The sequence below is a fragment of the Actinopolyspora lacussalsi genome (assembly GCA_030803735.1).
Classification (GTDB): domain Bacteria; phylum Actinomycetota; class Actinomycetes; order Mycobacteriales; family Pseudonocardiaceae; genus Actinopolyspora; species Actinopolyspora lacussalsi.
The window spans coordinates 2,855,998-2,878,139 of the sequence record JAURUC010000001.1 but is presented as its reverse complement, the minus strand read 5'-3'; the positions used below and the strand labels follow the sequence as shown (position 1 = coordinate 2,878,139).

General features: G+C 68.2%; 22 protein-coding genes and 2 CRISPR repeat arrays. Of the genes, 16 read left to right on the top strand and 6 right to left on the bottom strand.

What is annotated here, in order from left to right:
- The first annotated feature begins 50 nt into the window (after window positions 1-50).
- The 9 genes from J2S53_RS12765 to J2S53_RS12725 all read left to right on the top strand — a co-directional run bounded on the left by J2S53_RS12765 (window position 51) and on the right by J2S53_RS12725 (window position 7,803).
- Window positions 51-365, top strand: coding sequence for a WXG100 family type VII secretion target (locus J2S53_RS12765; RefSeq protein ID WP_092626790.1), 315 nt, complete (start codon window positions 51-53; stop codon window positions 363-365).
- Window positions 366-419: 54 nt separating this feature from the next.
- Window positions 420-710: a WXG100 family type VII secretion target gene (locus J2S53_RS12760; RefSeq protein WP_092976465.1), complete on the top strand. Its 291-nt coding sequence runs from the start codon at window positions 420-422 to the stop codon at window positions 708-710.
- Between the two features lie 422 nt (window positions 711-1,132).
- Complete coding sequence (rplM, locus tag J2S53_RS12755) at window positions 1,133-1,579, top strand: 50S ribosomal protein L13 (protein WP_092626165.1); 447 nt, start codon at window positions 1,133-1,135, stop codon at window positions 1,577-1,579.
- On the top strand, window positions 1,576-2,103 hold the full coding sequence (gene rpsI, locus J2S53_RS12750; RefSeq protein WP_092925801.1) for a 30S ribosomal protein S9: 528 nt from the start codon (window positions 1,576-1,578) through the stop codon (window positions 2,101-2,103). The genes rplM and rpsI overlap by 4 nt, the downstream gene beginning before the upstream one ends.
- Window positions 2,104-2,457: 354 nt before the next feature.
- Window positions 2,458-3,792, top strand: a complete 1,335-nt coding sequence (gene glmM, locus J2S53_RS12745) for a phosphoglucosamine mutase (RefSeq protein ID WP_456241158.1) — start codon at window positions 2,458-2,460, stop codon at window positions 3,790-3,792.
- Between the two features lie 51 nt (window positions 3,793-3,843).
- Window positions 3,844-4,011: a hypothetical protein gene (locus J2S53_RS12740; protein ID WP_165400703.1), complete on the top strand. Its 168-nt coding sequence runs from the start codon at window positions 3,844-3,846 to the stop codon at window positions 4,009-4,011.
- A gap of 472 nt (window positions 4,012-4,483) precedes the next feature.
- On the top strand, window positions 4,484-4,813 hold the full coding sequence (locus J2S53_RS12735) for a hypothetical protein (protein ID WP_456241157.1): 330 nt from the start codon (window positions 4,484-4,486) through the stop codon (window positions 4,811-4,813).
- A 3-nt stretch (window positions 4,814-4,816) separates the two neighbouring features.
- Window positions 4,817-7,162: a WXG100 family type VII secretion target gene (locus J2S53_RS12730; RefSeq protein ID WP_456241156.1), complete on the top strand. Its 2,346-nt coding sequence runs from the start codon at window positions 4,817-4,819 to the stop codon at window positions 7,160-7,162.
- 74 nt (window positions 7,163-7,236) lie between these two features.
- On the top strand, window positions 7,237-7,803 hold the full coding sequence (locus J2S53_RS12725; protein ID WP_456241155.1) for a hypothetical protein: 567 nt from the start codon (window positions 7,237-7,239) through the stop codon (window positions 7,801-7,803).
- A gap of 138 nt (window positions 7,804-7,941) precedes the next feature.
- On the opposite strand, the gene J2S53_RS12720 is transcribed toward J2S53_RS12725, so the two are convergent.
- The 3 genes from J2S53_RS12720 to J2S53_RS12710 all read right to left on the bottom strand — a co-directional run bounded on the left by J2S53_RS12720 (window position 7,942) and on the right by J2S53_RS12710 (window position 10,236).
- Window positions 7,942-8,157, bottom strand: a complete 216-nt coding sequence (locus J2S53_RS12720) for a hypothetical protein (RefSeq protein ID WP_456241154.1) — start codon at window positions 8,155-8,157, stop codon at window positions 7,942-7,944.
- Window positions 8,158-8,568: 411 nt separating this feature from the next.
- Window positions 8,569-9,363 carry a hypothetical protein gene (locus J2S53_RS12715; protein ID WP_456241153.1) on the bottom strand — a complete coding sequence of 265 codons (795 nt, stop codon included), beginning with the start codon at window positions 9,361-9,363 and terminating at the stop codon, window positions 8,569-8,571.
- Window positions 9,364-9,417: 54 nt separating this feature from the next.
- Window positions 9,418-10,236: a dienelactone hydrolase family protein gene (locus J2S53_RS12710; RefSeq protein ID WP_456241152.1), complete on the bottom strand. Its 819-nt coding sequence runs from the start codon at window positions 10,234-10,236 to the stop codon at window positions 9,418-9,420.
- Window positions 10,237-10,359: 123 nt separating this feature from the next.
- Between J2S53_RS12710 and glmS the strand changes: the two genes are divergently transcribed.
- The 7 genes from glmS (at window position 10,360) to ribD (ending at window position 19,234) form a co-directional block, all read left to right on the top strand.
- Window positions 10,360-12,222: a glutamine--fructose-6-phosphate transaminase (isomerizing) gene (gene glmS, locus J2S53_RS12705; RefSeq protein ID WP_456241151.1), complete on the top strand. Its 1,863-nt coding sequence runs from the start codon at window positions 10,360-10,362 to the stop codon at window positions 12,220-12,222.
- A gap of 125 nt (window positions 12,223-12,347) precedes the next feature.
- Window positions 12,348-13,886, top strand: a complete 1,539-nt coding sequence (locus J2S53_RS12700) for an NAD(P)H-hydrate dehydratase (protein ID WP_456241150.1) — start codon at window positions 12,348-12,350, stop codon at window positions 13,884-13,886.
- Window positions 13,887-14,006: 120 nt separating this feature from the next.
- Window positions 14,007-15,152 (top strand): alanine racemase, encoded by a 1,146-nt coding sequence (gene alr / locus J2S53_RS12695; RefSeq protein ID WP_456241149.1) that lies wholly within the window; start codon window positions 14,007-14,009, stop codon window positions 15,150-15,152.
- Entirely contained in the window at window positions 15,149-16,261 is a 1,113-nt protein-coding gene (locus J2S53_RS12690; RefSeq protein WP_456241148.1) for an alpha/beta fold hydrolase, read from the top strand. The genes alr and J2S53_RS12690 overlap by 4 nt, the downstream gene beginning before the upstream one ends.
- A complete protein-coding gene (gene tsaE, locus J2S53_RS12685; protein ID WP_456241147.1) occupies window positions 16,258-16,740 on the top strand; it encodes a tRNA (adenosine(37)-N6)-threonylcarbamoyltransferase complex ATPase subunit type 1 TsaE in 483 nt (160 codons plus the stop codon). Before J2S53_RS12690 ends, tsaE begins: the two co-directional genes overlap by 4 nt.
- A 133-nt stretch (window positions 16,741-16,873) precedes the next feature.
- Window positions 16,874-17,263, top strand: a complete 390-nt coding sequence (locus tag J2S53_RS12680; protein WP_456241146.1) for a DUF5313 family protein — start codon at window positions 16,874-16,876, stop codon at window positions 17,261-17,263.
- Between the two features lie 333 nt (window positions 17,264-17,596).
- Window positions 17,597-18,113: direct repeats of the CRISPR family, unit length 29 nt; unit sequence CGGTCCACCTCCACGCCCGTGGAGAGCAC.
- A gap of 239 nt (window positions 18,114-18,352) precedes the next feature.
- Window positions 18,353-19,234 carry a bifunctional diaminohydroxyphosphoribosylaminopyrimidine deaminase/5-amino-6-(5-phosphoribosylamino)uracil reductase RibD gene (gene ribD, locus J2S53_RS12675; protein ID WP_456241145.1) on the top strand — a complete coding sequence of 294 codons (882 nt, stop codon included), beginning with the start codon at window positions 18,353-18,355 and terminating at the stop codon, window positions 19,232-19,234.
- A gap of 340 nt (window positions 19,235-19,574) precedes the next feature.
- Here ribD and J2S53_RS12670 read toward each other — a convergent pair whose 3' ends face one another.
- The 3 genes from J2S53_RS12670 to J2S53_RS12660 form a co-directional block, all read right to left on the bottom strand.
- Window positions 19,575-19,799, bottom strand: a complete 225-nt coding sequence (locus J2S53_RS12670; protein WP_456241144.1) for a DUF397 domain-containing protein — start codon at window positions 19,797-19,799, stop codon at window positions 19,575-19,577.
- A 171-nt stretch (window positions 19,800-19,970) separates the two neighbouring features.
- Window positions 19,971-20,304: direct repeats of the CRISPR family, unit length 29 nt; unit sequence CGGTCCACCTCCACGCCCGTGGAGAGCAC.
- A 222-nt stretch (window positions 20,305-20,526) separates the two neighbouring features.
- Complete coding sequence (locus tag J2S53_RS12665) at window positions 20,527-20,733, bottom strand: DUF397 domain-containing protein (protein ID WP_456241143.1); 207 nt, start codon at window positions 20,731-20,733, stop codon at window positions 20,527-20,529.
- Window positions 20,734-20,759: 26 nt separating this feature from the next.
- Window positions 20,760-21,611 (bottom strand): helix-turn-helix domain-containing protein, encoded by an 852-nt coding sequence (locus tag J2S53_RS12660; RefSeq protein WP_456241142.1) that lies wholly within the window; start codon window positions 21,609-21,611, stop codon window positions 20,760-20,762.
- Between the last annotated feature and the right edge of the window lie 531 nt (window positions 21,612-22,142).

The window sequence follows — 22,142 nt, the reverse complement described above, 5'->3', positions numbered from 1 at the left end:
GTCGGAAGTTCGACCGATCTTTCAGCGACGGATTGAAGGGGGATTCCCAAATGGGTCAGGGATTCGGGACCGATGTCGAGCTGATGCAGCGCTCCGCTGCTCAGGTCGAGGAGGTCCGCAACAACGTCGATCAGGCGATTTCCAAGCTGCAGGGCGAGATCGATCCGGTCATCGCCTCCTGGGAGGGCACCGCGAGCCGGACCTTCCAGAAGCTGATGGACCAGTTCCGGCAGAACGCCGACGTCATCACCACGCGGCTGCAGGAGATCAGCGAGAACATCAAGTCCTCGGGTCAGGACTACGCGCAGCGCGACGAGGAGCAGGCCGCCGAGGTCTCCAAGATCGAGGGCATGCTCAACGGCTGAGCCGGTTTCCGGGTTTTTCGAGTCCGATAATCTTCACAGAGGGGAACAAGTCTCATGAGTTCGATCAAGGTTGACTTCGGCCAGCTCAGCGCCGGTGCCGAGAGCCTGAACCAGGCCGCGACCAAGATCCAGGCGGAGCTCGACGAGCTGGAGCAGATGCTCAAGCCGCTGATCAGCACTTGGGAGGGCGACGCGCAGGAGCAGTACTTCGCCGCGCAGAAGGACTGGGACAACGCCGCGCAGAACATGCGTGAGATCACGGCCAAGATGGGCATGGCCATCAACGCGGCCAACGAGTCCTACCAGGCCGGTGAGCGTGCCAACGCCGCCAAGTTCGGCGGCTGAACCGCGCCGACCCGGCCACGTGCCCCCTGGATCGCAACGGGTCCAGGGGGCACGTCTTCGCCGTGCCACCCGTCCGATATCATGACGGTGGTGCTGGGATAGGCCGAAGCTGGTTCTTGCCGCCACCGTGGCTCCCACGTGGGGCGCGGTGGGTGTTCGGGGACCCGTTTCGACCCGCTTGTCAGCCACCGAGTACTCTCATCCGTTGTTGTGCGGTGGGTGTGTACGACCGCGAGATGACTCGGTGACCGGCCGAGGTGGAAAGCCCCGGGGGCGGCTCGCACGAGGTGACGGTCTCGATCGCTCGTGGGACGTACCGGTTCCCACGGGGTGAATCGGATCGCGATACGCCCCGACGTGATGGGCGACGGGACACGACTGCCGCACCGAGACTCCAACGCGAACGACGACGAGGTAGACCCGTGCGCACGTACAGCCCGAAGGCCGGCGAGGTGACCCACGCCTGGCATGTGATCGACGCCGAGGACGTAGTGCTCGGCCGGCTGGCCACCCAGGCCGCCACGCTGCTGCGTGGCAAGCACAAGCCGACCTATGCTCCGCACATGGACACCGGCGACTTCGTCGTCATCGTCAATGCCGAGAAGGTCGTCCTCACCGGTAAGAAGCGCGACCAGGCCTTCGTATACCGGCACAGCGGTTATCCCGGCGGCCTGAAGAAGAACTCCTTCGGCGAGATGCTCGACAACAAGCCCGAGCGTCTGCTGGAGCAGACGATCAAGGGCATGCTGCCCAAGGGGAAGCTCGGTCGCGCGATGGCCAAGAAGCTCAGGGTCTACGCCGGGCCGGATCACCCGCACCACTCGCAGCAGCCGCAGCCCTTCGAGATCGAAACGAAGGCCAAGAAGTGACCGAGGGATACGAGGAAGAGCACGTGAGCACTCCAGAGACCGACGAAGCCCCGGCTCCCGAGGTCCTCGATTCAGAGGTCCCGGCCGACGAGCCGGCCCCTGAGGCTTTCGCTCAGGGCGTGGCGCCGTTTCCGTCCAGCAGGCCGATCCAGACCGTCGGGCGTCGCAAGAAGGCGATCGTTCGGGTTCGGTTGGTTCCCGGCACCGGCCGTTTCATCCTCAACGGCAAGCCGATGGACGAGTACATGCCCAACCGGGTGCACCAGAACATCGCCCGTGAGCCCATGGAGCTGGTGGAGCGCACCGAGGGCTTCGACGTTTTCGTGAACCTCAGGGGCGGTGGCCCCTCCGGCCAGGCCGGTGCGCTGCGCATGGCGCTCGCCCGTGCCCTGGTGGCCTACCAGCCGGAGGACCGGCCCACCCTGAAGAAGGCCGGCATGCTCACGCGTGACCCGCGGGCCAAGGAACGCAAGAAGTACGGCCTCAAGAAGGCCAGGAAGTCCCCGCAGTACAGCAAGCGGTGACTTTTCCCGGGTTCGCCCGATTCGGCGAACCCGGTTCGCCCCGCCCGCCCCTCGCGGTGGCAGGAGCGGGGCGGTGCCGACATCCTGTGGGAGCAGTCTCGGTAGTCCGTCGGGCACCGGGGCTGCTCCCGTGGTGTTTGGTCGGCGGAGTTCGGTGTTCGAGTGCGCGGTCGCGCCGGGCCGAGAGGTTCCGGACGAGCCGAGTCGGACGTCGGCGTGAGGCAGCGGGTCGGGTGGCGCGGTTGACCGCTCCACATGTCCCGGGACTCCGCGAGGTGCCGCACCGGTTCGGTCGACCATCCCACCAAGTCCCAAACAGGCCCTACGTGTGCCGTGAGCATCAGGAGGAAGCGGTTGTCCCGTCTGTTCGGCACCGACGGGGTGCGCGGTCTGGCCAATTCCGATCTCGGCCCGGAGCTGGCGATGTCCCTGGCGAGCACGGCTGCCCGGGTGCTCTACGACCGGGACGACTCACGTCGGCGGATCGCCCTGGTGGGGCGGGACCCCCGGGCCAGCGGTGAGATGCTGGAGGCCGCGGTGACAGCGGGGCTGACTTCCGCCGGGGCCGATGTGGTGCGTGTCGGGGTCCTGCCGACACCCGCGGTCGCGCGGCTGGTGGCCGATACCGGGGCGGACCTGGGTGTGATGATCTCGGCCTCGCACAACCCGATGCCGGACAACGGGATCAAGCTGTTCGCGGCGGGCGGGCACAAGCTCGCCGACGCCCTCGAGGACGAGATCGCGGATCGGATGGCGGAGAACCCGGTCCGTCCGGTGGGCGAGCACGTCGGCCGCGTGCGGGACATGCCCGACGCGCTGGACCGCTATGTGGACTACCTGCTGGCCGCCACGCCCGGCTCGCTGCACGGGCTGCGGGTGGTGGTCGACTGCGCCCACGGCGCGGCCTTCCGGGCCGCCCCCGAGGCGTACCGACGTGCCGGTGCGGAGGTCGTGGCGCTGCACGCCGAGCCCGACGGACTCAACATCAACGCCGATGTCGGCTCGACCCGACCGGAGCGGTTGCGGGAGGCCGTGCTCGAGCACGGCGCCGATCTGGGCATCGCCCACGACGGGGACGCGGATCGCTGCGTGGCTGTCGACGCCGCCGGTGAACTGGTCGACGGCGACCAGCTGCTGGCGATACTCGCCGTGGCGATGCGGGACTCCGGGGAGTTGACGGGGCATACCGTCGTGACCACGGTCATGAGCAATCTCGGGCTGCATCTGGCGATGCGGGAGTACGGTGTGGCACTCCGTACCACCGCGGTCGGGGACCGCTACGTGCTGGAGGAACTCCGGGACGGTGGGTTCGCCCTCGGCGGGGAGCAGTCCGGCCACATCGTGCTGCCGGACCATGCCACCACGGGGGACGGGCTGCTGACCGCGCTGCGGTTGATGTCGCGGATGGCGGCCGCTGGAGCCCCGTTGGCCGAGCTCGCGGGCACGATGACCAGGCTGCCGCAGAGCCTGGTGAACGTTTCCGTGTCGGACAAGAGCACCGCGGTCAACGCTCCGGCGGTCTCCGAGGCGGTCGCCGACGCCGAGTCGGAGCTGGGCGAGCACGGCAGGGTACTGCTGCGTCCCTCCGGAACCGAGCAGCTCGTACGGGTGATGGTGGAGGCCCCCACGGCCGAGTGCGCCAAGCGAACCGCGGAGCGACTGGCCGAGGTCGTTGGCTCGATCAGATGAATATGTGATCAAAGTCTCGCATTTGGCGCCCAGTTGTGAGAGCCTCGTCACATGGGTGCCATTGTTGTCACCATGTTGGTCGCACTGTTCGCGATCAGCCTGGTCGCAGGTCTTGTCGTGTTGTCCGCTCTCGCCGTCGCGGGTGCCAAGGCAGCTACCTTGGCGCACGACGGCAGTAACTGGCTGGTGGAGCACTGGCCACGCCGTGCCAGGCCCTGACCCCGTCTTGTCGATCCCCGATTCGCCGGGCCAAGCTCCGATCGCCGGGCCAAGTTCTGAATCGCCGTTCTGGTCGCTGACTCGTGGCGCGGTGAATCGACTCCCGTACCCGACCGCTCGGTAACCGGTGGGCGTGATCCGTCATGCGTTACTTCGTCGGAGATCTGCTCTACGTCCTGCTCCTTCCGCTCGTCGCGATCGCTCTCGGGGCGATCGCCGCGGTGGTGCTCGTGTCACCACCGACCTGAGCAACAGCTCTGTTGGCTCGAGTACCGCCGGTTCCGGCGTGCCGCTTCGCGGCGGCCGGTGTTCGTAGTAGCCGGTACTCGCCGCTTTGCGTGTGCAATGACGTCGTTGAACCCTCACGGCGACACCGCACGGTCTGGGATGATCCACGGTGCGCCGTACGGTCACGTTCCCGTGTTCGCGTTACGGGCGCTGGTCGGAACGAGCGGTTTAGGGGGACGACGTCATGGGCCGGTCGGACGGCTCCGCCGATTACGACGGCGAGGCGATGAAGCGGGTCGCCAACAGTACGCGGAACCTGGCGGACGCCTTCAACGCGGGAACGAACCTCGCGGAGTCGATCGATTCGGGAGAGGGCACTTTCGGCCAGGTCGGCAGGGACATCGGCGTCGGTGCCGTTTTCGAGACCGCCTGCCAGGGGTTCGCCGGTTCACTCGGCAAGGCGCGGAATCACCTGAACGGGCTGGCCGAGAACATCGAGTCCTCCTTCAGCGACATGGAATCGCGGGACCGGGCCCAGGCCGAGAACGTGTCCAACGCCGGGAAGGGGGAGTGATTCGTGGGTCCCGCGGGCGTCCAGGGAAGGGCTCAGGAACAGGGCCGGGAGAATTACTCCAGTGCTTACGAGTCGGACAAGGAGAACGGTTCCCCTTCCGGCCAGGGGAACTCGGATTTCCACCTGGACAAGCTGAACGAGCTCGAAAAGGTCCTGCGCGACGGCGTGTGGGGCAGGGTCTTCCGGAGATGGCGCGCCCACGAGGGCGCGGCCAAGAAGTACCCCGGCGACGAGTACGCGGTTTACGGCACCGGAGCCACCGAGACGCACGATCTGCCGAAGCTGCGCGGCATCGGCTGGGGGATGCTTGAGTCCGCCTCGGGCAAGCTCTCCGAACTCGCCGGTAACCGGGAAGCCTGGCTGAGCCACCTCGACTCACTGGAGAAGGGGATCGACCAGGCGTGGCAGGGTTCGGCGGCCGACGCCGCGCGGCAGCGGTACACGGGTGTAAAAGGGCCGCTGAACAAGTACTGCGACGACCTGAACGCGACCGGCAGAGCGCTGCACGAGGCGGCGAAGGTCCCCAAGAACCGCATCGGCCCCGGTGGGTTGTCCGACTTCAAGGACAAGAGCAGCTTCTACAAGCACTACGGCGAGGACGACCAGTCCGAGGAGATGCTCCAGGACCTCGACGGCATGGAGAAGATGGTCCGCGATGGGCTCCGCTACAGCAAGTCCAAGCTGCAGGAGCCGCAGATGAAGGAGTTCGGCAAGGCACTGCTGCCGCGCGTCGAAGCGCAGCTGCCGAAGAACACAGACGTGGATACCAAGGATGCCGAGAAACCAACGAATATCGAGTACCATGTCCGGATCACCTGGGACGATCTCCGCCTCCCTGGTGCGCCGGGATGTAGGGACGGCGGCGGTACCGTCGCCAACAAACGCATCAAGTGGCTCGACGACTTCTGCGGCTGGTACGCCCACGACGTCAAGGCGCTGCGCAAGGAGATCCACGACGCCTACAAGCACACCGAGAAGGCGTTCTCCGCGCTCCGGGACCAACTGGCCAAGCTGGACGACGACACCTTCGACGAACTCGGCGAACAGGATCCGCAGCAGGACAGCGGACAGCAGGGCGAGCAGCGGACTCCCTCCGACGCCGGAGTGACCAGTCGGTCCCAGGGCACCGGAGGCACCGGAGGTGCTCCAGGTGGTGCTCCCGGTGGCGTTCCCGGCGGTGGTGGCGGACCAGCCGGCACAACGGGCGGTGCGGGCGCGCCGGGCGGGCAGCGAGCCGGAATGCCCGAGCAGCCGGAGACTCCCTCGGCGGAGGAGATTCGCTCCCGGCTGTCCGAACAGGGTGGGGAGGCCGCTTCGGCGGCTCCGAACGGAACCGGCGGTGCCGAGGCCGAGCCGGATCTGGATCAGGTGACCATCGGGGAGGGTGCCGAGCGGATCGCCGTTCGCGAGGTCGACTCGCAGGGCCGTACCCAGCTGACGCTGCTGGACGAGCAGGGACAGCCCCGGAACTACCAGATCCCGTTCGGTGAGTCGGGCGGTGCGACCGGCTCGGATTCCGTCGCACCGGCAGCGACGGAATCCTCCCGTGCTCCCGGCCAGCAGGGTGTGCCGCCGACTGCGGGCGAGTCCACGAACGTTACCGGAAGTTCGCGCGAGCCGACCGTCATCCGGCCGAACGAGGACGGCACCGCTGTCATCCGTGACGGCGAGCGCACCGTCAACGTGGCACGCGATGCCGAGGGCGGGCTGCGCGTCACGGTCGACGACGGGAACGGTCAGCCGAGCACCCAGACCGTCGACTTCGGCCAGGACCGATCCGCGGCTCCGGTTGATGCGGCGACCTTCCCCGGAACCCCCGCCGAGGAGGGGCAGGGTCCCGACGGAGCGCGGCAGAGCGACCCGTACGAGGCCGCGGCGCGGACCACTTCGCAGTGGGCGGGCGCCGGGGTGTTCAGCGATTCCGAGCAGTTGTCGTCGGGTCGGCCCACCTTCACCGCGTTCTCCGGCGATCTGTTCAGCTCTCCGGAGGACACCGGCGGAAGCATCTGGGGCGGCGGTCGTTCCGAGAACCAGCTCGGCGACGTAGCGGGCGAGGCGGGGCTGTCGACAATGGGAGGGAAATCGGGCCCGACGGATTCGCAGGGTGCCACCGGGCTGGCCTCCATGGGCGAGTCGAGCGGCACGTCCGGTCAGAGCGAGCAGGGCGCTGCCCGGGGTGGAATGATGCCCATGGGCGGTATGGGTGGTGCGGGCCAGCAGGGTGGTGGCGACGAGGAGCGCAGCAACGACAGTCCCTGGCGCACCGAGGGCGATCTGTTCGACGACGGCCTCGACTCGGACACTTCCTGGCAGTATCAAGCCGTGCTGGGCGAACCGAACGAGAAATAGACCGGCCGGGTGAGGAATGAGCGCTAGCCGATCGTCGTGCTCCCCGGATTCGGGGGAAGGCGTGGAAGAGGGGAATGTACGGGTCCGAGGTGTCGGTCGCCGAGATCGAGGCTGTGGTGGAGCAGTCCCGGCGCAGCAAGGACGAGTTGGACAGCGAGTACGAGCGGGAGACCGCGGCCGTGCAGGCCGAGGTGGACGAGCGGGAACGCGTCTTTCGGGAACAGGAGGAGCGCGCCCGACGCGAGGAGGAGCAGCGGCTGGAGGCCGAGCGGGCGGTGCTGCGGGAACGCGCCCGCAGGGAGCAGATCAGCATCGGTGAGCGGGAGGACGAGGACCCCTTCGCTCATCAGGTGAGTTCCAGCGGTTTCCCCGGTGGCCCGCCATCTGGTCCGGGCGCTGCTCCGGGCGCGGCCGGAGCACAACCGCCGCCCGCGCGGCCGGACGACGGCTGGAACGTCGCGGCCGGGCGGTTCGGCAGGTCCATACCCGAGGAGCCTCCGGTCGAGCAGCAGCCGGATCCGACACCGACCCGGCCTTCGGAGCAGCGTCCCGATCCCGCGCCGCGACCTCGTCGTCGGGCCGCCGCCGAGGAATGGGACGACGACGAGGAGGACTTCTCGCAGCGCAGCTGGCTGCGCTAGCGGTCCCGGACGCGGGAAACCCCGTGGCTGGGAGCCCTGCGGTCGGAAGCCTTGCGGTCGGAACTCTCGCGACTGGAAGCGGGGCCGTGCTCGGCCCGTGAGACCTCTCCACTCACGGGCCGACGCCGCTCGCCGGTGTCAGTAGCCGTTCGGCGTTCCGTAGTAGTACTGCTGCCGCGGCGGCTGCTGGACCGGTTTCCGGCGCAACGAGTGCAGCACGGATGGCAGGAAAACCAGCATCGTCACCAGGATCGAGCAGTAGAACATTATTCCGTCCGTGGTTTCCATGATGTAACCGACATCCAACGGTGTTCGCCAGCCGTACACACTGATCCCGTATTCGAATACTCGCAAGCAGACTGCGATAACGGATACTGCCATGCCGCTCACGGCGATTCCCTTCGCGAGGTGTGTACGCGTCAGCAGCATTATTCCCAGTGCGAGCAGAATTCCCGATTCCACGAACCATGCGATCTCGTTTTTCGAGTAGAGCAATGTAAGCACGACTATGAGTCCGCTGACGAGTAACGCCGCTGTTCCCAGGATTGTGGTAGCCGGAGATCTCCCGCTTTGCCGGGGAGTGGCTGGTGTGGGTCCTGGTTGTTGTGCCTGTCCGGGTTGAGCTCCCGGATAGGGCGATTGTTGCGGTGGCATCGCTCCTGGCTGCGGCTGCTGTGTGCCGTGGAACTGCTGCGGTGTGTTCATGATGCTGCCCTCTGAGATTTCCCCGACTGTCGGAACCGCCGTACGATCTTCGGTATTGGTTCAGTGTCCTGGCTGTTGGCCGTACACCGGTTGCCGCGGTGGTTGTTGCTGCTTCGGTTTCGTGCGCAGCGTGCGGGATATTCCCGGGAGCAGCGCGAGAGCGGCGGGAATCAGGTAGAAAATGTATGCGGAAAACTGGATCCAGCTGTAGAAGTACTCGTAAAAGGAATCCAAGTAATCAGGCGTCCAAATGAAATCGAAAACAACGCTCATGACGTACAGCGTCACCGTCAGTGCTATTACCGCTGTGGCGAAGAAACGCGCCTTGTGTCGCCTGGCGAACAGCAGTATGCCCACTACGACGAGCGCGGCCGCGTCGAGCAGGGACAGGAAGTTCCACGATTCCGAGGCGATGGTCATCGGCACGGTGGAGTAGGTGCCGTACTCCATCCAGAACTGAACCATCTCGATGGGGTAGGTGATCAGCGTCCGCAGCCCCGCGATGATCGCCCAGACGGCGATGATGATCGCCAGCGGCCTGCCGGTGTCGTCGGCGGGGCCCGTTTCCTGTCGCTGGACGGGTTGCCGCTGGCCGGCGCCGTACTGCCACCCGTGGCCCGCGTTGGGAGCCGGATAGCCGTAGACCCCGGTTTGACCAGTTCCGGCAGGCTGCTGTCCCCAGTTCTGCTGTCCCCCTGGCTGCGCCCCGGGGTCCGGGTAGCCCCAATACTGCGGCACCTGTTGCCCATGTTGCGGCATTGGTGGCTGTTGCTGCGCCGTGGGCTGTTGCGGGTAGGGAGCGCCGCCCGACTGGGGCTGCTGCGGTACGCCGGGCGGCGGCTGTGGCGTGCTCATCATCCGTCATTCTGGTGGATCACGCCGCTGCCGTGTTCCGTCCGGAGTTTTCCGTCACGCGGCGGCCAGCGCCCCCTTGCTGTGCTCGCCGTCGATCTCGGCGCCGGAGACGTCGTTGGTCAGCAGTTCCTGGCCCCGCTTGTCGCCGGTAAGCGTGCGGAGAAAGAAGGCAGTGAGCAGCGCGCGCGAGACTCGTTGCGAACCGTAGTGCGACTTGCCCTGCAGCAGCAGCTCGCTCCAGTGCCTGCCCTCGGTGAACGCGAGGTGGTCCGCCTTGCGCACGGTTCGCAGCTGCGCCGGACCGCCCCAGGCGCGGGTGATCGGTTCCGCGTTGGAGCGCGCGGCGGCCAGCAGGTCGCGTTCCCCCGCCAGCTGCAGCCCCGGCATGCTCACCCGCCCGGCGGCCGCGATCGCCGAGGGCATGGTCTCGGCGGTGCCCAGCCCCGCCACCGCGCGGATTCGGCTGTCCTCGGCGGCGGCCAGCACGGCACAACCACCGCCCATGCCGTGGCCCGCCACCGCCAGCCGGTGTTCGTCGACGCTGATGTCGCCCTCGCCGAGACGCACGTTGACGCAGATGTCCAGCGCGGTTCGCAGGTCGGCCGCGAACATCCGGTGCGAGGCGAACGGCCCGGTGTGGGTGCTCGGCGCGGCCACCACGAATCCCCAGGAGGCCAGGTGACGCAGCAGCCCGGTGTAACGCCGCGCGGGCTGCAGCCAGCCGTGCCCGAACGCGATGGCGGCCAACCCCCGCCCGCCGCGCGGTGCGCAGACGATGCCGGGCAGGCCGACGAGCGCGAGGTCACCGTGCAGCACGTCGTGGGGTCCCCGTCGCGCGAGCTCCTGGAGCGCCTTCTTGGCGTTGTGGGCCATGACTCGTCACGGTAGCGGATACTTCCCGTCACCCGTGGCAGTGACCGGCCGGACGATCGAGCGACACCCGGGTGGAGGACAGGTATCAGGTTCAGACCATCTCCGCTGGCTATGCTGGGTCGAGTGTGCGGCATTGTGGGTTATCTAGGACATCGCTCGGCCCTCGACGTGGTGCTCCAGGGGCTGGGGCGGTTGGAGTACCGGGGCTACGACTCGGCGGGCATCGCCCTGCTGGACGGCGACGGATCGCTGGCCGTGCGGCGTTCGGCCGGTGCGCTGTCGAACCTCGAGCAGCGGGTCACCGAGGACGGGCGCGAGCACTTCGTCGGTACGGCGGGTATGGGACACACCCGGTGGGCCACCCACGGCGCCCCCACCGACCGCAACGCCCATCCCCACCGTGACTCCACCGGCAAGGTGGCGGTGGTCCACAACGGGATCATCGAGAACTTCGCGGAGCTCCGCGCCGAGCTCGAGAACGACGGCATCGAACTGAGCAGCGACACCGACAGCGAGGTGGTCGCACACCTGGTGGGCAGGGCGTATGCCGCCGGTCCGGCCGCCGGTGATCTCACCGCCGCGCTCGGGACCGTGGCCGCCCGGCTGTCCGGCGCGTTCACGCTGGTCGTCACGCACGCCGACCAGCACGACAAGATCGTCGCCGCCCGGCGCTCCTCCCCGCTGGTCGTGGGCGTCGGCGAAGGCGAGACCTTCGTCGCCTCGGACGTGGCGGCCTTCATCGAGCACACCAGGAACGCCGTCGAGCTGGGGCAGGACCAGCTGGTCACCATCACCCGCGACGGCTACCGGGTCACCGATTTCGCGGGCACCGAGGTCGAGACCAGGCCGTTCAGCGTCGACTGGGATCTGTCCGCCGCCGAGAAGGGCGGGCACGACTACTTCATGCTCAAGGAGATCGAGGAGCAGCCCGAGGCGCTGAGCAACACGCTGCGCGGGCACTTCGCCGACGGCGGTGTGGTGCTGGACGAACAGCGGATCAGCGAGCAGGACCTCCGGGACGTCAACAAGGTCTTCGTGGTCGCCTGCGGCACTGCTTACCACTCCGGGCTGCTCGCCAAGTACGCCATCGAGCACTGGTGCCGCATCCCGGTCGAGGTGGAACTCGCCAGCGAGTTCCGCTATCGCGATCCGGTGCTGGGCAGGGACACGCTGGTGGTGGCGATCTCGCAGTCCGGCGAGACCGCCGACACGCTGGAGGCGGTGCGGCACGCCCGCACCCAGCACGCCAGGGTGCTGGCGATCAGCAACACCAACGGTTCGCAGATCCCGCGCGAGTCGGACGCGGTGCTCTACACCCACGCGGGTCCGGAGATCGGCGTGGCCGCCACCAAGACCTTCCTCGCCCAGATCGCGGCGAACTACCTGGTGGGGCTGGCCCTGGCGCAGGCGCGCGGCACCAAGTACACCGACGAGCTGGAGCACGAGTTCTCCGAACTGGCCGCGATGCCCGAGGCGGTGCGCTCCGTGCTCGAGACCGTCCCCCAGGTTCGGGAACTGGCCACCCGGATGTGCGATGCCAAGGCGGTGCTGTTCCTGGGCAGGCACGTCGGGTACCCGGTGGCGCTGGAGGGTGCGCTCAAGCTCAAGGAGCTCGCCTACATGCACGCCGAGGGCTTCGCCGCGGGCGAGCTCAAGCACGGACCGATCGCGCTGATCGAGGACGGTCTGCCGGTCGTGGTGCAGATGCCCTCGGCCAAGGGCCACTCCCAGCTGCACGCCAAACTGCTGTCCAACATCCGCGAGATCCAGGCGCGGGGCGCGCGCACCGTCGTCATCGCGGAGGAGGGTGACGAGGCGGTCCGGCCGTTCGCCGACGAGCTGATCGAGATTCCAGCCGTGCCGACCCTGCTGCAGCCGTTGGTATCCACCGTCCCGCTGCAGGTGCTCGCCGCCGAGATCGCCCGCCACCGTGGCTACGACGTGGACAAGCCGCGTAATCTCGCCAAATCGGTCACCGTGGAGTGATCCGAATCGTCCTCCCCGCCGAGTCCGCCTCCTGCCGAGTCGGTCCCGGCGAGTCGACCCGGTGTGTCGGCACCCGGTGGGGAGGAACGGAAACGTCGACAGTGGAACCGCCAGGAGGCTCCGACTTGCACGGTGTGTGGACCCCCGACCAGGTGCGCGCGGCGGAACAGCGGTTGTTCCGAACGGTGCCGGAACCCACGGTGATGCGGCGCGCGGCCAACGGGGTGGCGCTGTGGGTGCGCCGGTTGCTCGCCGAACGTCTCGGCCGCGTCGCGGGCCGACACGTCGCACTGCTCGTCGGGGCGGGCAACAACGGCGGTGACGCGCTCTGGGCGGGTGCCCTGCTGCGTGACCGGGGTGTGGGGGTCACGGCGGTGCTGCTCGCCCCCGAGAAGACCCACCCCGAAGGGCTGCGTGCGCTGCGTGCCGCCGGAGGCCGCGTCGTCGAGGCGGCGGATGCCGCCGACGACTCCGGGGTGGCCGATGTGGCCGCCGAGGCGCTGCGACGCGCCGATGTGGTGGTCGACGGGATAGTCGGGCTCGCCGGACACGGCCCGTTGCGTTCGCTCGCCGCTGCCGCCGTGGACCGGGTGAGTGCCCCGGTGGTCGCGGTCGACCTGCCCAGCGGGGTGGATCCGGTGAGCGGTGCCGTGGACGGCCCCGCCGTCTCGGCGACCCTGACCGTCACGTTCGGCGGACGCAAACCGTGCCACGTGCTCGGTGCGGGGCTGGTGCGCTCCGGTGGGGTGGTGGTGGTCGACATCGGGCTCGACCCGCACCTGGACGAGCCGGACTGCTCGGTTCCGGAAGCGGGCGATGTGGGGCGGGCCTGGCCGGTTCCGCGTCCGGCGGACGACAAGTACAGCCAAGGGGTGCTCGGGGTCGCCGCGGGTTCGGCGAACTTCCCGGGCGCCGCGATGCTCGCGGCGGGCGGAGCGGTGCACACCGCCTCGGGGATGGTTCGTTACGCGGGACCCGCCGCCGATGCGGTGCGGCAGCGCTGGCCCGAGGTGGTCGCGGTCGGTTCGGTCGGCGACGCCGGCCGGGTGCAGGCGTGGTCGGTGGGGCCGGGGATCGGCACCGGGGCCGCCGGTCGTGAGGTGCTCGCGGCGGTGCTCGACGACGCCAAGCCGGTGGTGGCCGACGCGGACGCGATCACGCTGTTCGCCAATGACGAGACGTTGTGGGACGCGCGGGACCCGGACGTTCCGTTGGTGCTCACCCCGCACGAGGGCGAGTTCGCCCGGTTGGCCGGGCAGCGTCCGGCGGACCGGATCGCGGCGGTGCGCGAGGTGGCCCGCCGCTGTTCGGCCGTGGTGCTGTTGAAGGGCAACACCACGGTGATCGCCGATCAGGACGGGCGTGTCCTGGTGAACCCCTGCGAACACGCCTGGCCCGCCACGGCCGGTTCCGGTGACGTGCTCACCGGCATGATCGGCAAGCTGCTCGCCACCGGGATGGATCCGCTGTGGTCCTGCGGCAGCGCCGCGCACGTGCACGCGCGGGCCGCCGAGATCGCCGCCACCGGCGGCCGTGCCCCGAGCTCTTCCGCCGAGTCCGGCGACGTCGATCCGGTGGGCGCGCCGATCGGCGCTTCCGCCCTGCTGGACGCGGTCCCCGCCGCCGTCCGCGAGGTCCGTGCCGTGGCCGCCACGACCCCCTGAACCGAACTTACCTACCCGATGTCGGGTCTCCCCGGAGCGAGAGCCGTGCGCGAGGTTCCGCGAAGCGAGTAGTGCCGCAGCCGAGCGGGGACGCTCATGGATTGTGCGATTATGAGCAGGATGAACGAACCTCCCGCGCGCCGTGCCGATCTGCGCATCGATCTCGCGGCCATCCGGCACAACGTGGCCGTGCTCTCCGGACACGCGAGCGAGTCCGGCGCGCGGACCATGGTCGTGGTCAAGTCCGACGGCTACGGCCACGGTGCTCCGGCCGTGGCCGAGGCAGCGCTGCGTTCCGGGGCCGAGTGGCTGGGCGTCGCCTCGATCCCGGAAGCGCTCGGGCTGCGGGAGCGTGGGATCTCCGCCCCCTTGCTGTGCTGGCTGTACCAGCGCGGCGACGACGTGAGCGGCGCGGTGCGGGCGGGGGTGGACCTGTCGGTCTCATCCGAGACCCAGCTGCACGACGTCGTGACGGCCGCTGAGTCCGCCGGGCGCACCGCCCGGATCCACCTCAAGATCGACACCGGGCTGCACCGCAACGGCGCCCCCGCCGAGTCGTGGGAACGGCTGGTGGCGCTGGCCGCCAAGGCCGAGGCGGACGGGACGGTGGAGGTCTTCGCCGTGTGGTCGCACCTGGCCTGCGCCGACGAGCCGGGTCATCCCTCGATCGACACGCAGGCCGAGCGGTTCCGGCTCGCCCACGAGCAGGCCCTGGCGGCCGGGCTGCGCCCGCTGCGCCACCTCGCCAACTCGGCCGCGCTGTTGACCCGCCCCGACCTGCGGTTCGACATGGTTCGCCCGGGCATCGCGGTCTACGGGCTCGACCCGGTCCCGCAGGAGGGCGACCACGGGCTGCGCCCCGCGATGACCTTCCGCTCCTCGGTGGTGCTGACCAAGCGGATCGCCGCTGGGGAGAGCGTCTCCTACGGTCACAACTGGACGGCACCCGCCGACACCAACCTGGCGCTGGTTCCGGTCGGCTACGCCGACGGGGTGCCGCGTTCGCTGTCCGACCGGTTCTCGGTGCTGCTCGGCGGCGAGCGCCGTCCCGTGGTGGGTCGGGTTTGCATGGACCAGATCGTGGTGCGCTGCGACGACGATCAGGTCGCCGAGGGGGACGAGGTGGTGCTGTTCGGGCCGGGCGATCGCGGTGAGCCCACGGCCGCCGAGTGGGCCGAGGAACTCGGCACCATCCACTACGAGATCGTGACCGGTATGTATCGTCCGCGCGTGACCCGAACCGTGGTGGCGGAGGACACGCGATGAGGCCGTGGCACGCGATCGCCTGGTCGGCCGGGATGGTGGGTGCCGTGGTGACCGGCACCGCCGTGAGCCTCGCCTCGCACAGCTCGCGGATAGCGGCGCAGCGCAGGAACGGCGCCGAGGACGACCCCTACCAGGGCGAGGGGCTGGGCAGGGCCGAACCCGACCGCAGGTCCACCGTCGCCGCCGACGACGGGGTACCGCTGGCGGTGCAGGAGGTGCATCCCGCCGACGGTGGGGAGGCCGAGCTGACCGTGGTGCTCGTGCACGGCTACTCGCTGGACTCGCGGTGCTGGCACTTCCAGCGCAGGGACCTGCCACGGCTGTCCGACCCGAAGGTGCGGCTGGTGCTCTACGACCAGCGCAGCCACGGGCGCTCCGGCCACTCCAGGCGCGCCAATTGCACCGTCGAGCAGCTGGGCCGGGATCTGGACGCGGTGCTGCGGGCGACCGCCCGGCGCGGGCCGGTGGTGCTGGCCGGGCACTCCATGGGCGGTATGGCCATCATGGCGCTGGCCGAGCAGCGGCCCGAACTCTTCCGCGAGCGGATCGCCGGGGTGGCGCTGCTGTCGACCTCGGCGGGCCAGGTGGGCGCGCGGGGGCTGCCGAAGCCGTGGTTGTCGAAGAACAACCCGTTGACCAGGACTATGGGAGTGCTGGCCCAGTGGCAGCCCAGCCTGGTGGAAAGCGCCCGCCGGAGCGGTTCGCACGTGGCCTGGAACGTGGTTCGCCGCCTGGCATTCGGCGATCGGGACGTCGACACCGCGCTGGTGGACCTCACCGACGACATGATCGCCTCCACTACCGTGGAGACCGTGACCGACTTCCTGGACACCCTCGGTTCGCACGACCGCACGGCGGCGCTGGCCGGGCTGCGGCACTCCGAGGTGCTGGTCCTGGGCGGCGACGCCGACCGGCTCATCCCGTTCTCGCACTCGGAGACGATCGCGGAGCAACTGCCCGACGCCGAGCTCGCGCGGGTTGAGGGGGCCGGTCACATGGCGATTCTGGAACGGGCCGAACCGGTGACGGAGCGGTTGAGCGAGCTGGTTCGGCGAGTGGCACGGGACGAGCGGGCCGAGGGGACCGCGGAGAAGGTGAGCGGCAGTTGAGTTCCGATGTGGTGAGCTGGACCTACGAGCTGGCGACCGTGGACGACACGTACCGGTTCGGTGCCGCGCTCGGTGCCGTGCTCGGCGCCGGGGACCTGGTACTGCTGGACGGTCCGCTCGGCGCGGGCAAGACCGCGCTCACGCGCGGCATCGCCAGGGGGATGAGGGTGAGCGGCCGGGTCACCTCACCCACCTTCGTGCTGGCGCGGGAGCACTACGCCTCGGACTGGCGGCGTCCGGCGCTGGTGCACGTGGACGCCTACCGGCTCACCTCGCTGGCCGAGCTCGACGACCTGGATCTGGACACCGAGCTGACCGAGGCCGCCGTGGTGGTCGAGTGGGGTGGCGGTTTCGCCGAGCGGCTGGCCGAGGACAACCTGCTGGTGCGCATCGAGCGCCGCGCCGACGAGACCCGCGAGATCACGCTGTACCCGCAGGGGCGGCGCTGGGAGGAACGCCTGCCGCCCGACTTCGAGTGAGGGCGTTGCCGGGCCGCCGCCGTGCCTGTCCGTCGGTTTCGCCGTCGAGTTCAGGGTGGTCGCGGCGGGCCGGGATGATGTCGGTGCTGGTGTTGGTCCGTCCGGACGGCTGTTCGGGGAGTGAGGAGTCACGATGAGCAGCAGCGGAACTCGTCCGAACCCGATGCTGTGGCTCTGGTACGTCTACGGTGGGCGCCTGCCCGAGCGCTACCGGGAGTGGGTGCTGCACGACGTCACCTGCCGCACCTGGGCGCTGCGGCACATCGCCCGAGTGTTCGTGCAGGTCTCGCCCGGACTGCTCGTGCTGCTGCTGCCCGGGCCGCTGTGGATCACCGCGATGTGCGTGGTCGGCGGGCTGCTCATGTCGCTGCTCTACTCCACGTCGTCCATGGTGGAGAGCTGCGAGACCCGGCTCGTCAAGCACGGCTACCCGCTCGGGACCGGACGGGAGAAGCGCGCCGAGCGGCGGGCCGAGAACGATGCTGAGGCGTGGCAGCGCTACGTCGAGCGGTACCGCTCCTGAATCCGTCGGGCGGCCCCGCGGCACGCATCGGGCCGGTGCGTTCCGTCGGTTGCCCGCCCCGGATGCTGTAGCTACCGATCCGCGTGGCGGTTCACTTCCACGTGCGTGGAGAGCACTTACTGTGCTGGTCGTGCTGCGACCTCCTCTGCTTCGTAGCGCTGACGGATGATCTGGGCGCGGATGGACTCTCGGGACGGCCCGCCGGGGTAGTGCGCCTCCTCGACTGCCTCCTCGATCGGCAGTGAGTCCTGCGGGCGCGGGCGCGGGCAAGGATGCGGCCCGCCGCCTCGATGCATTCCTCGCGTGTCATGCCGTGACCTCCCGTCGCCGCGCCGGTCCACCTCCACGCCCGTGGAGAGCACGACGAGCAGCATCCGACCGGCTCCGACCGGAGCGGTCCACCTCCACGCCCGTGGAGAGCACGCCGTGGTGGAGATCTTGCCGTCGGCCTCGGTCGGTCCACCTCCACGCCCGTGGAGAGCACGGTGCAATAGAACTGCACCCCCGGGGCTCCGCCGGTCCACCTCCACGCCCGTGGAGAGCACATCGCGTATCGCCACGGGATTCCCAACAGTGACGGTCCACCTCCACGCCCGTGGAGAGCACTGTTGACCAGGGGTCGGCACAATCTGCCGACCCGGTCCACCTCCACGCCCGTGGAGAGCACACGGCGTCGGCGACGTCCTCGTCCTCGTCGTGCGGTCCACCTCCACGCCCGTGGAGAGCACTGGGTGGGGATGTCCCACACGGAGTCGGGTAGCGGTCCACCTCCACGCCCGTGGAGAGCACGTAGTCACCGAGCTGGTTGGCGGCGTCTGCCGCGGTCCACCTCCACGCCCGTGGAGAGCACCCTCTGCGACCTGCGACGTTATGACCGCCGTTGCACGTTTTCGCGCCACCGCGACAACGGAACCCCTCAATCTCGAACGTCGCCTCGTATGTACCGACCGGTTCCGGTCGGGATCATCGTAGCGTCGGCAATCGAATATCTCGATCACCCAGTGGAAGCGGTCGATACTCAAGTGGACGGCGCCCGGGTGCTTAATCGTCGAGGTGTTCCGGCCGTTGCCGATCTGCTAGACCAACTCCATGACGATCACCACGGCGGAGGTCGAGACTCGCGCGATGCGTCACGCGATCGCGCTGTCGGCATGGGGACACGGCACCACCAGCCCTAATCCTCCAGTGGGGTGCGTGGTGCTCGACGGCGACGGGCGGTTGGCCGGGCAGGGGTGGCATCGCCGGAAAGGCGAGCCGCACGCCGAGGCCCACGCCCTCGCGCAGGCGGGAAGCGCCGCCGATGGTGGGACTGCCGTGGTCACGCTGGAACCGTGCTGCCATGACGGGCGTACTCCGCCCTGTCATCGGGCGCTGATCGAGGCGGGCATCGTCCGTGTGGTCATCGCTGTCCTGGATCCGACCTCCCGGGGACGTGGTGGTGCCGTCCTGCTGCGTGAGGCCGGGGTCGACGTGGTTGAGGGTTTGCTCGTCGAGGAAGCCCGCTTGGTGCTCGGCCCGTGGTTGGCCGCGTTGGAGCGGCAGCGCCCGGTGCTCACCTGGGGCTGTTGCCTCACTCGGGAGGGAAGTCTGACAGGGGATGTCACGGTCCTGCCGGGCGAGATCGACACGCTCGTTCACGACGACACGGCCACGCCCGCTGTTACGGAGCCGCTCGTTCCCAGGCCGCTGTCCACATTGCCGAACGATCCGCACCAGTCCCTCGCCGCGCTCCATCACGAAGGCGCCCGAGCTGTCGGCCTGGTTGCGGACAGCGCGGCAGTCCGGCCGTATCTCGATGCCGGTCTGATCGACCACATCGAGGCCCACAGCCCGCACGAGACAGCGCACCTTCCGAACCTGCCCGACGAATACCGACTGGCCCGGATCTCACGCCTGAACGACGGACTCCGGCTGTCCCTGACCAGAAACAGTACGAACGCGCAAACCCCCAGCCCTAGTGCGCAGAGCTGAGTCGCGTGCCTTTCCACCGCATCCTGGTCAGGTTCCGCAAAACCCGTCCACCTCCACGCACGTGGAGAGCGCTCTGTGACCTGTGATGTTACGACCGCCGTTGCACGTTTTCACGCCACCGCGACATCGCACCTCGAATGTGGGGTCAGTACTTCTCGACTGGTTTCGGGCAGGAGTCATCGTAGCGGCGGCATCCGAACGTCTCGATCGCGTCGTAGCGAGGACGGAACACCTGATTGCCAGGGGATCGACACATCCCCTTCGCATTGCGATCAGCCATCGTGGCCGTAGGCGCGAAAAGTCCCGCCCGGCACACCGAGCGGGACTTCACGAAACCGGATCAGTCGCCGAGGCGGTCGCTTTTGATCGCGTCAAGGAAGGAGTCCCACTGCGAACGTGTGAACGTGAGGGTGGGGGTGTCCTCACCCAGTTTCGTGTCACGTACTCCAGCGGCGGAAGGAGCTATCCCCACGTCAACGCACGCGCCGCTACCGTTGCTGCGGGTGGATTTGCGCCACCGCGCCTCGGTGAGGTTGGGGGTCATCCCGTCACCCTCCAGCGCCAAGGTCGTTCATGGTCTGTCGCAGCACGGATTGGGACTCGTGCAAGCCGAGCGCGTCCATCCGTAGCCGCTCGTAAACCAGGTTATACGTATCGATGTGGTGCGGTCGATCCAGCTAGTCCGCTACACCCGTGGAGAGCACGCGGTGCCGCCGTCCATGTCGGGGTAGCGCGACGGCCCACCTCCACGCCCGTGGAGAGCACGCTGGTGACGCCGGTGCGGGCGTCGGCGAGTTCGGTCCACCTCCACGCCCGTGGAGAGCACAACGACGGAGACCACACCGACCCCGGCCTATACGGTCCACCTCCACGCCCGTGGAGAGCACCAAACGGGGTGACCAGTGATGCGTCGCGCCATCGGTCCACCTCCACGCCCGTGGAGAGCACCGCAACCACTCGAACAGCGCCACATACAGCCGCGGTCCACCTCCACGCCCGTGGAGAGCACCGCTGCTGGTCACCCGGCGGAGGTGCATACAGCGGTCCACCTCCACGCCCGTGGAGAGCACCCTCTGCGACCTGTGACGTTATGACCGCCGTTGCACGTTTTCGTGCCACCGCGACATCGCACCTCGGATGTGGGCTCAGTACTTCTCGGCCGGTTCCGGTCAGGAGTCATCGTAGCGTCGGCAACCGAACGTCTCGATCTCCGCACACCACGACCAGCCATCGTGGCTGGAGACGCGAAAAGTCCCGCCCGGCGGTATCGAGCGGGACTTCACGGCAGCGGTTCAGCCGTCGAGGCGGTCGCTTTTGATCGCGTCGACGAATGAGGTCCACGCGGTGCTGTTCACCGCGAGAGTCCCACCATCGCGGTCCTTGGTGTCACGGACGCCGATCGTGTCGGGAGTGAAGCCGACCTCAACACAGGCTCCACCGTTTCCGCTGCTACGGCTACTCTTGCGCCACACGGCGTCCGCGAGACCGTCCGGAGTCATCCCTGGCTCCTTCCCGATGTGGTTCGTCAGGGCGAAACTAACTGTTCGAGCAGCGCACGGGTGTCGTCTTCGCTGTGAGCCAGCGTCGCAAGCTGCTCTCTTACCAGGGTATAGCGCTCGATGTCCCCCGGGTTTTCCTGGTAAACCCCACCACGGTCGTTCTCTACGTAGACGAAGGCGGGTGTGTCCTCGTCCGGAAACCGGATCAGGATGAAGGATCCGGTCATGGCGGCGTGGGCTCCTGCGGAAAACGGCAGCACCCTGAGCGATACGTGATCGAGTTTGGCTGAACGGAGCAGGTGTTCGAGCTGCTCTCGCATCACCTCTGGACCGCCCACCTGACGCCATACGACGGCCTCGTTGATGATCAGATGGAGCTGCGGAGGCTGCTCGTCGTCCAACAGAGCCTGGCGTTCCCGTCGAACGGTGATTTCTCTGTTCAGCTCTTCATCACTGATCTCCGGGCGTGATGCCCTAGTGATCGCCTTGGTGTATTCGGCGGTTTGGAGAAGCCCCGGGACGAATTCCGCCTCGTAGGCCCAGATGTCGGCCGCGTCACCTTCCAGACCGACGTAGTGCCGAAACCACGACGGCACGGTGTCTCGGTAGGCGGTCCACCAGCCTCGCTGGTTGGCTTCCCGAGCCAGCCGGAGCAGAGTATCCACTGTAGAGGCATCTACGTCGTAGAGCTGGCACAGCAGTCTGACGTGCGGTCCTTTGATGGACTGTCGTCCCAGTTCGATTTTGCTCAGCGTCGGCTCGCCGATTTCCAGCCACTCTGCTGCGGTTTTACGAGTTGTGTCCGCGTCTTGTCGAAGCTGCCGCAGCATCGCCCCGAGTTGGCGACGGCGGACACTCGGGCCGGGTTTCTTGCCCACGGTGTCACCTCCGCTCGTGTCGACGATGAGCGTATCCGGACTCATCCGTCTCATTGGCTCGTTCCCACGTTCGTGTGCTTGTGACTTTTTTGCTTTGAGAAACTTGTTGTAGGAACGTTCCTGTTATACAGTCTAAATAGGAACGTTCCTGAGAGTCGATGAAAGAAGAGAAGCCTGCGCTGCAAGGAGCGGAATGTGAAGAGTATGTCGAATTTCTGACCACTCGTCCGGTGGCGGTCACCGGACGAGTAGCCCTTCCCGCGTCGTGTGCTTGGCGGCCTTGGACGCGGGGGTGGCTCCGTCAGCCGTTTACTACTGATGTGGAGCTTTGTTGATGCTATCGCTTTGTGCGGCGTGTGTCGCTGCACGTCTCGGTTCGCCGCGTCACTCCTGCTTGTTGGGGGTGGTGTGAGGTGGGGGCGTTGTTTCCGCGCGGCCTGGTGTGTGTGGTGTTGGCCGCGACCGAGGCCGATCACCGGTCTGGCCGGACACCTCGGCTGCATGCGATCGAGTGTCACCCGGGTGAGTACA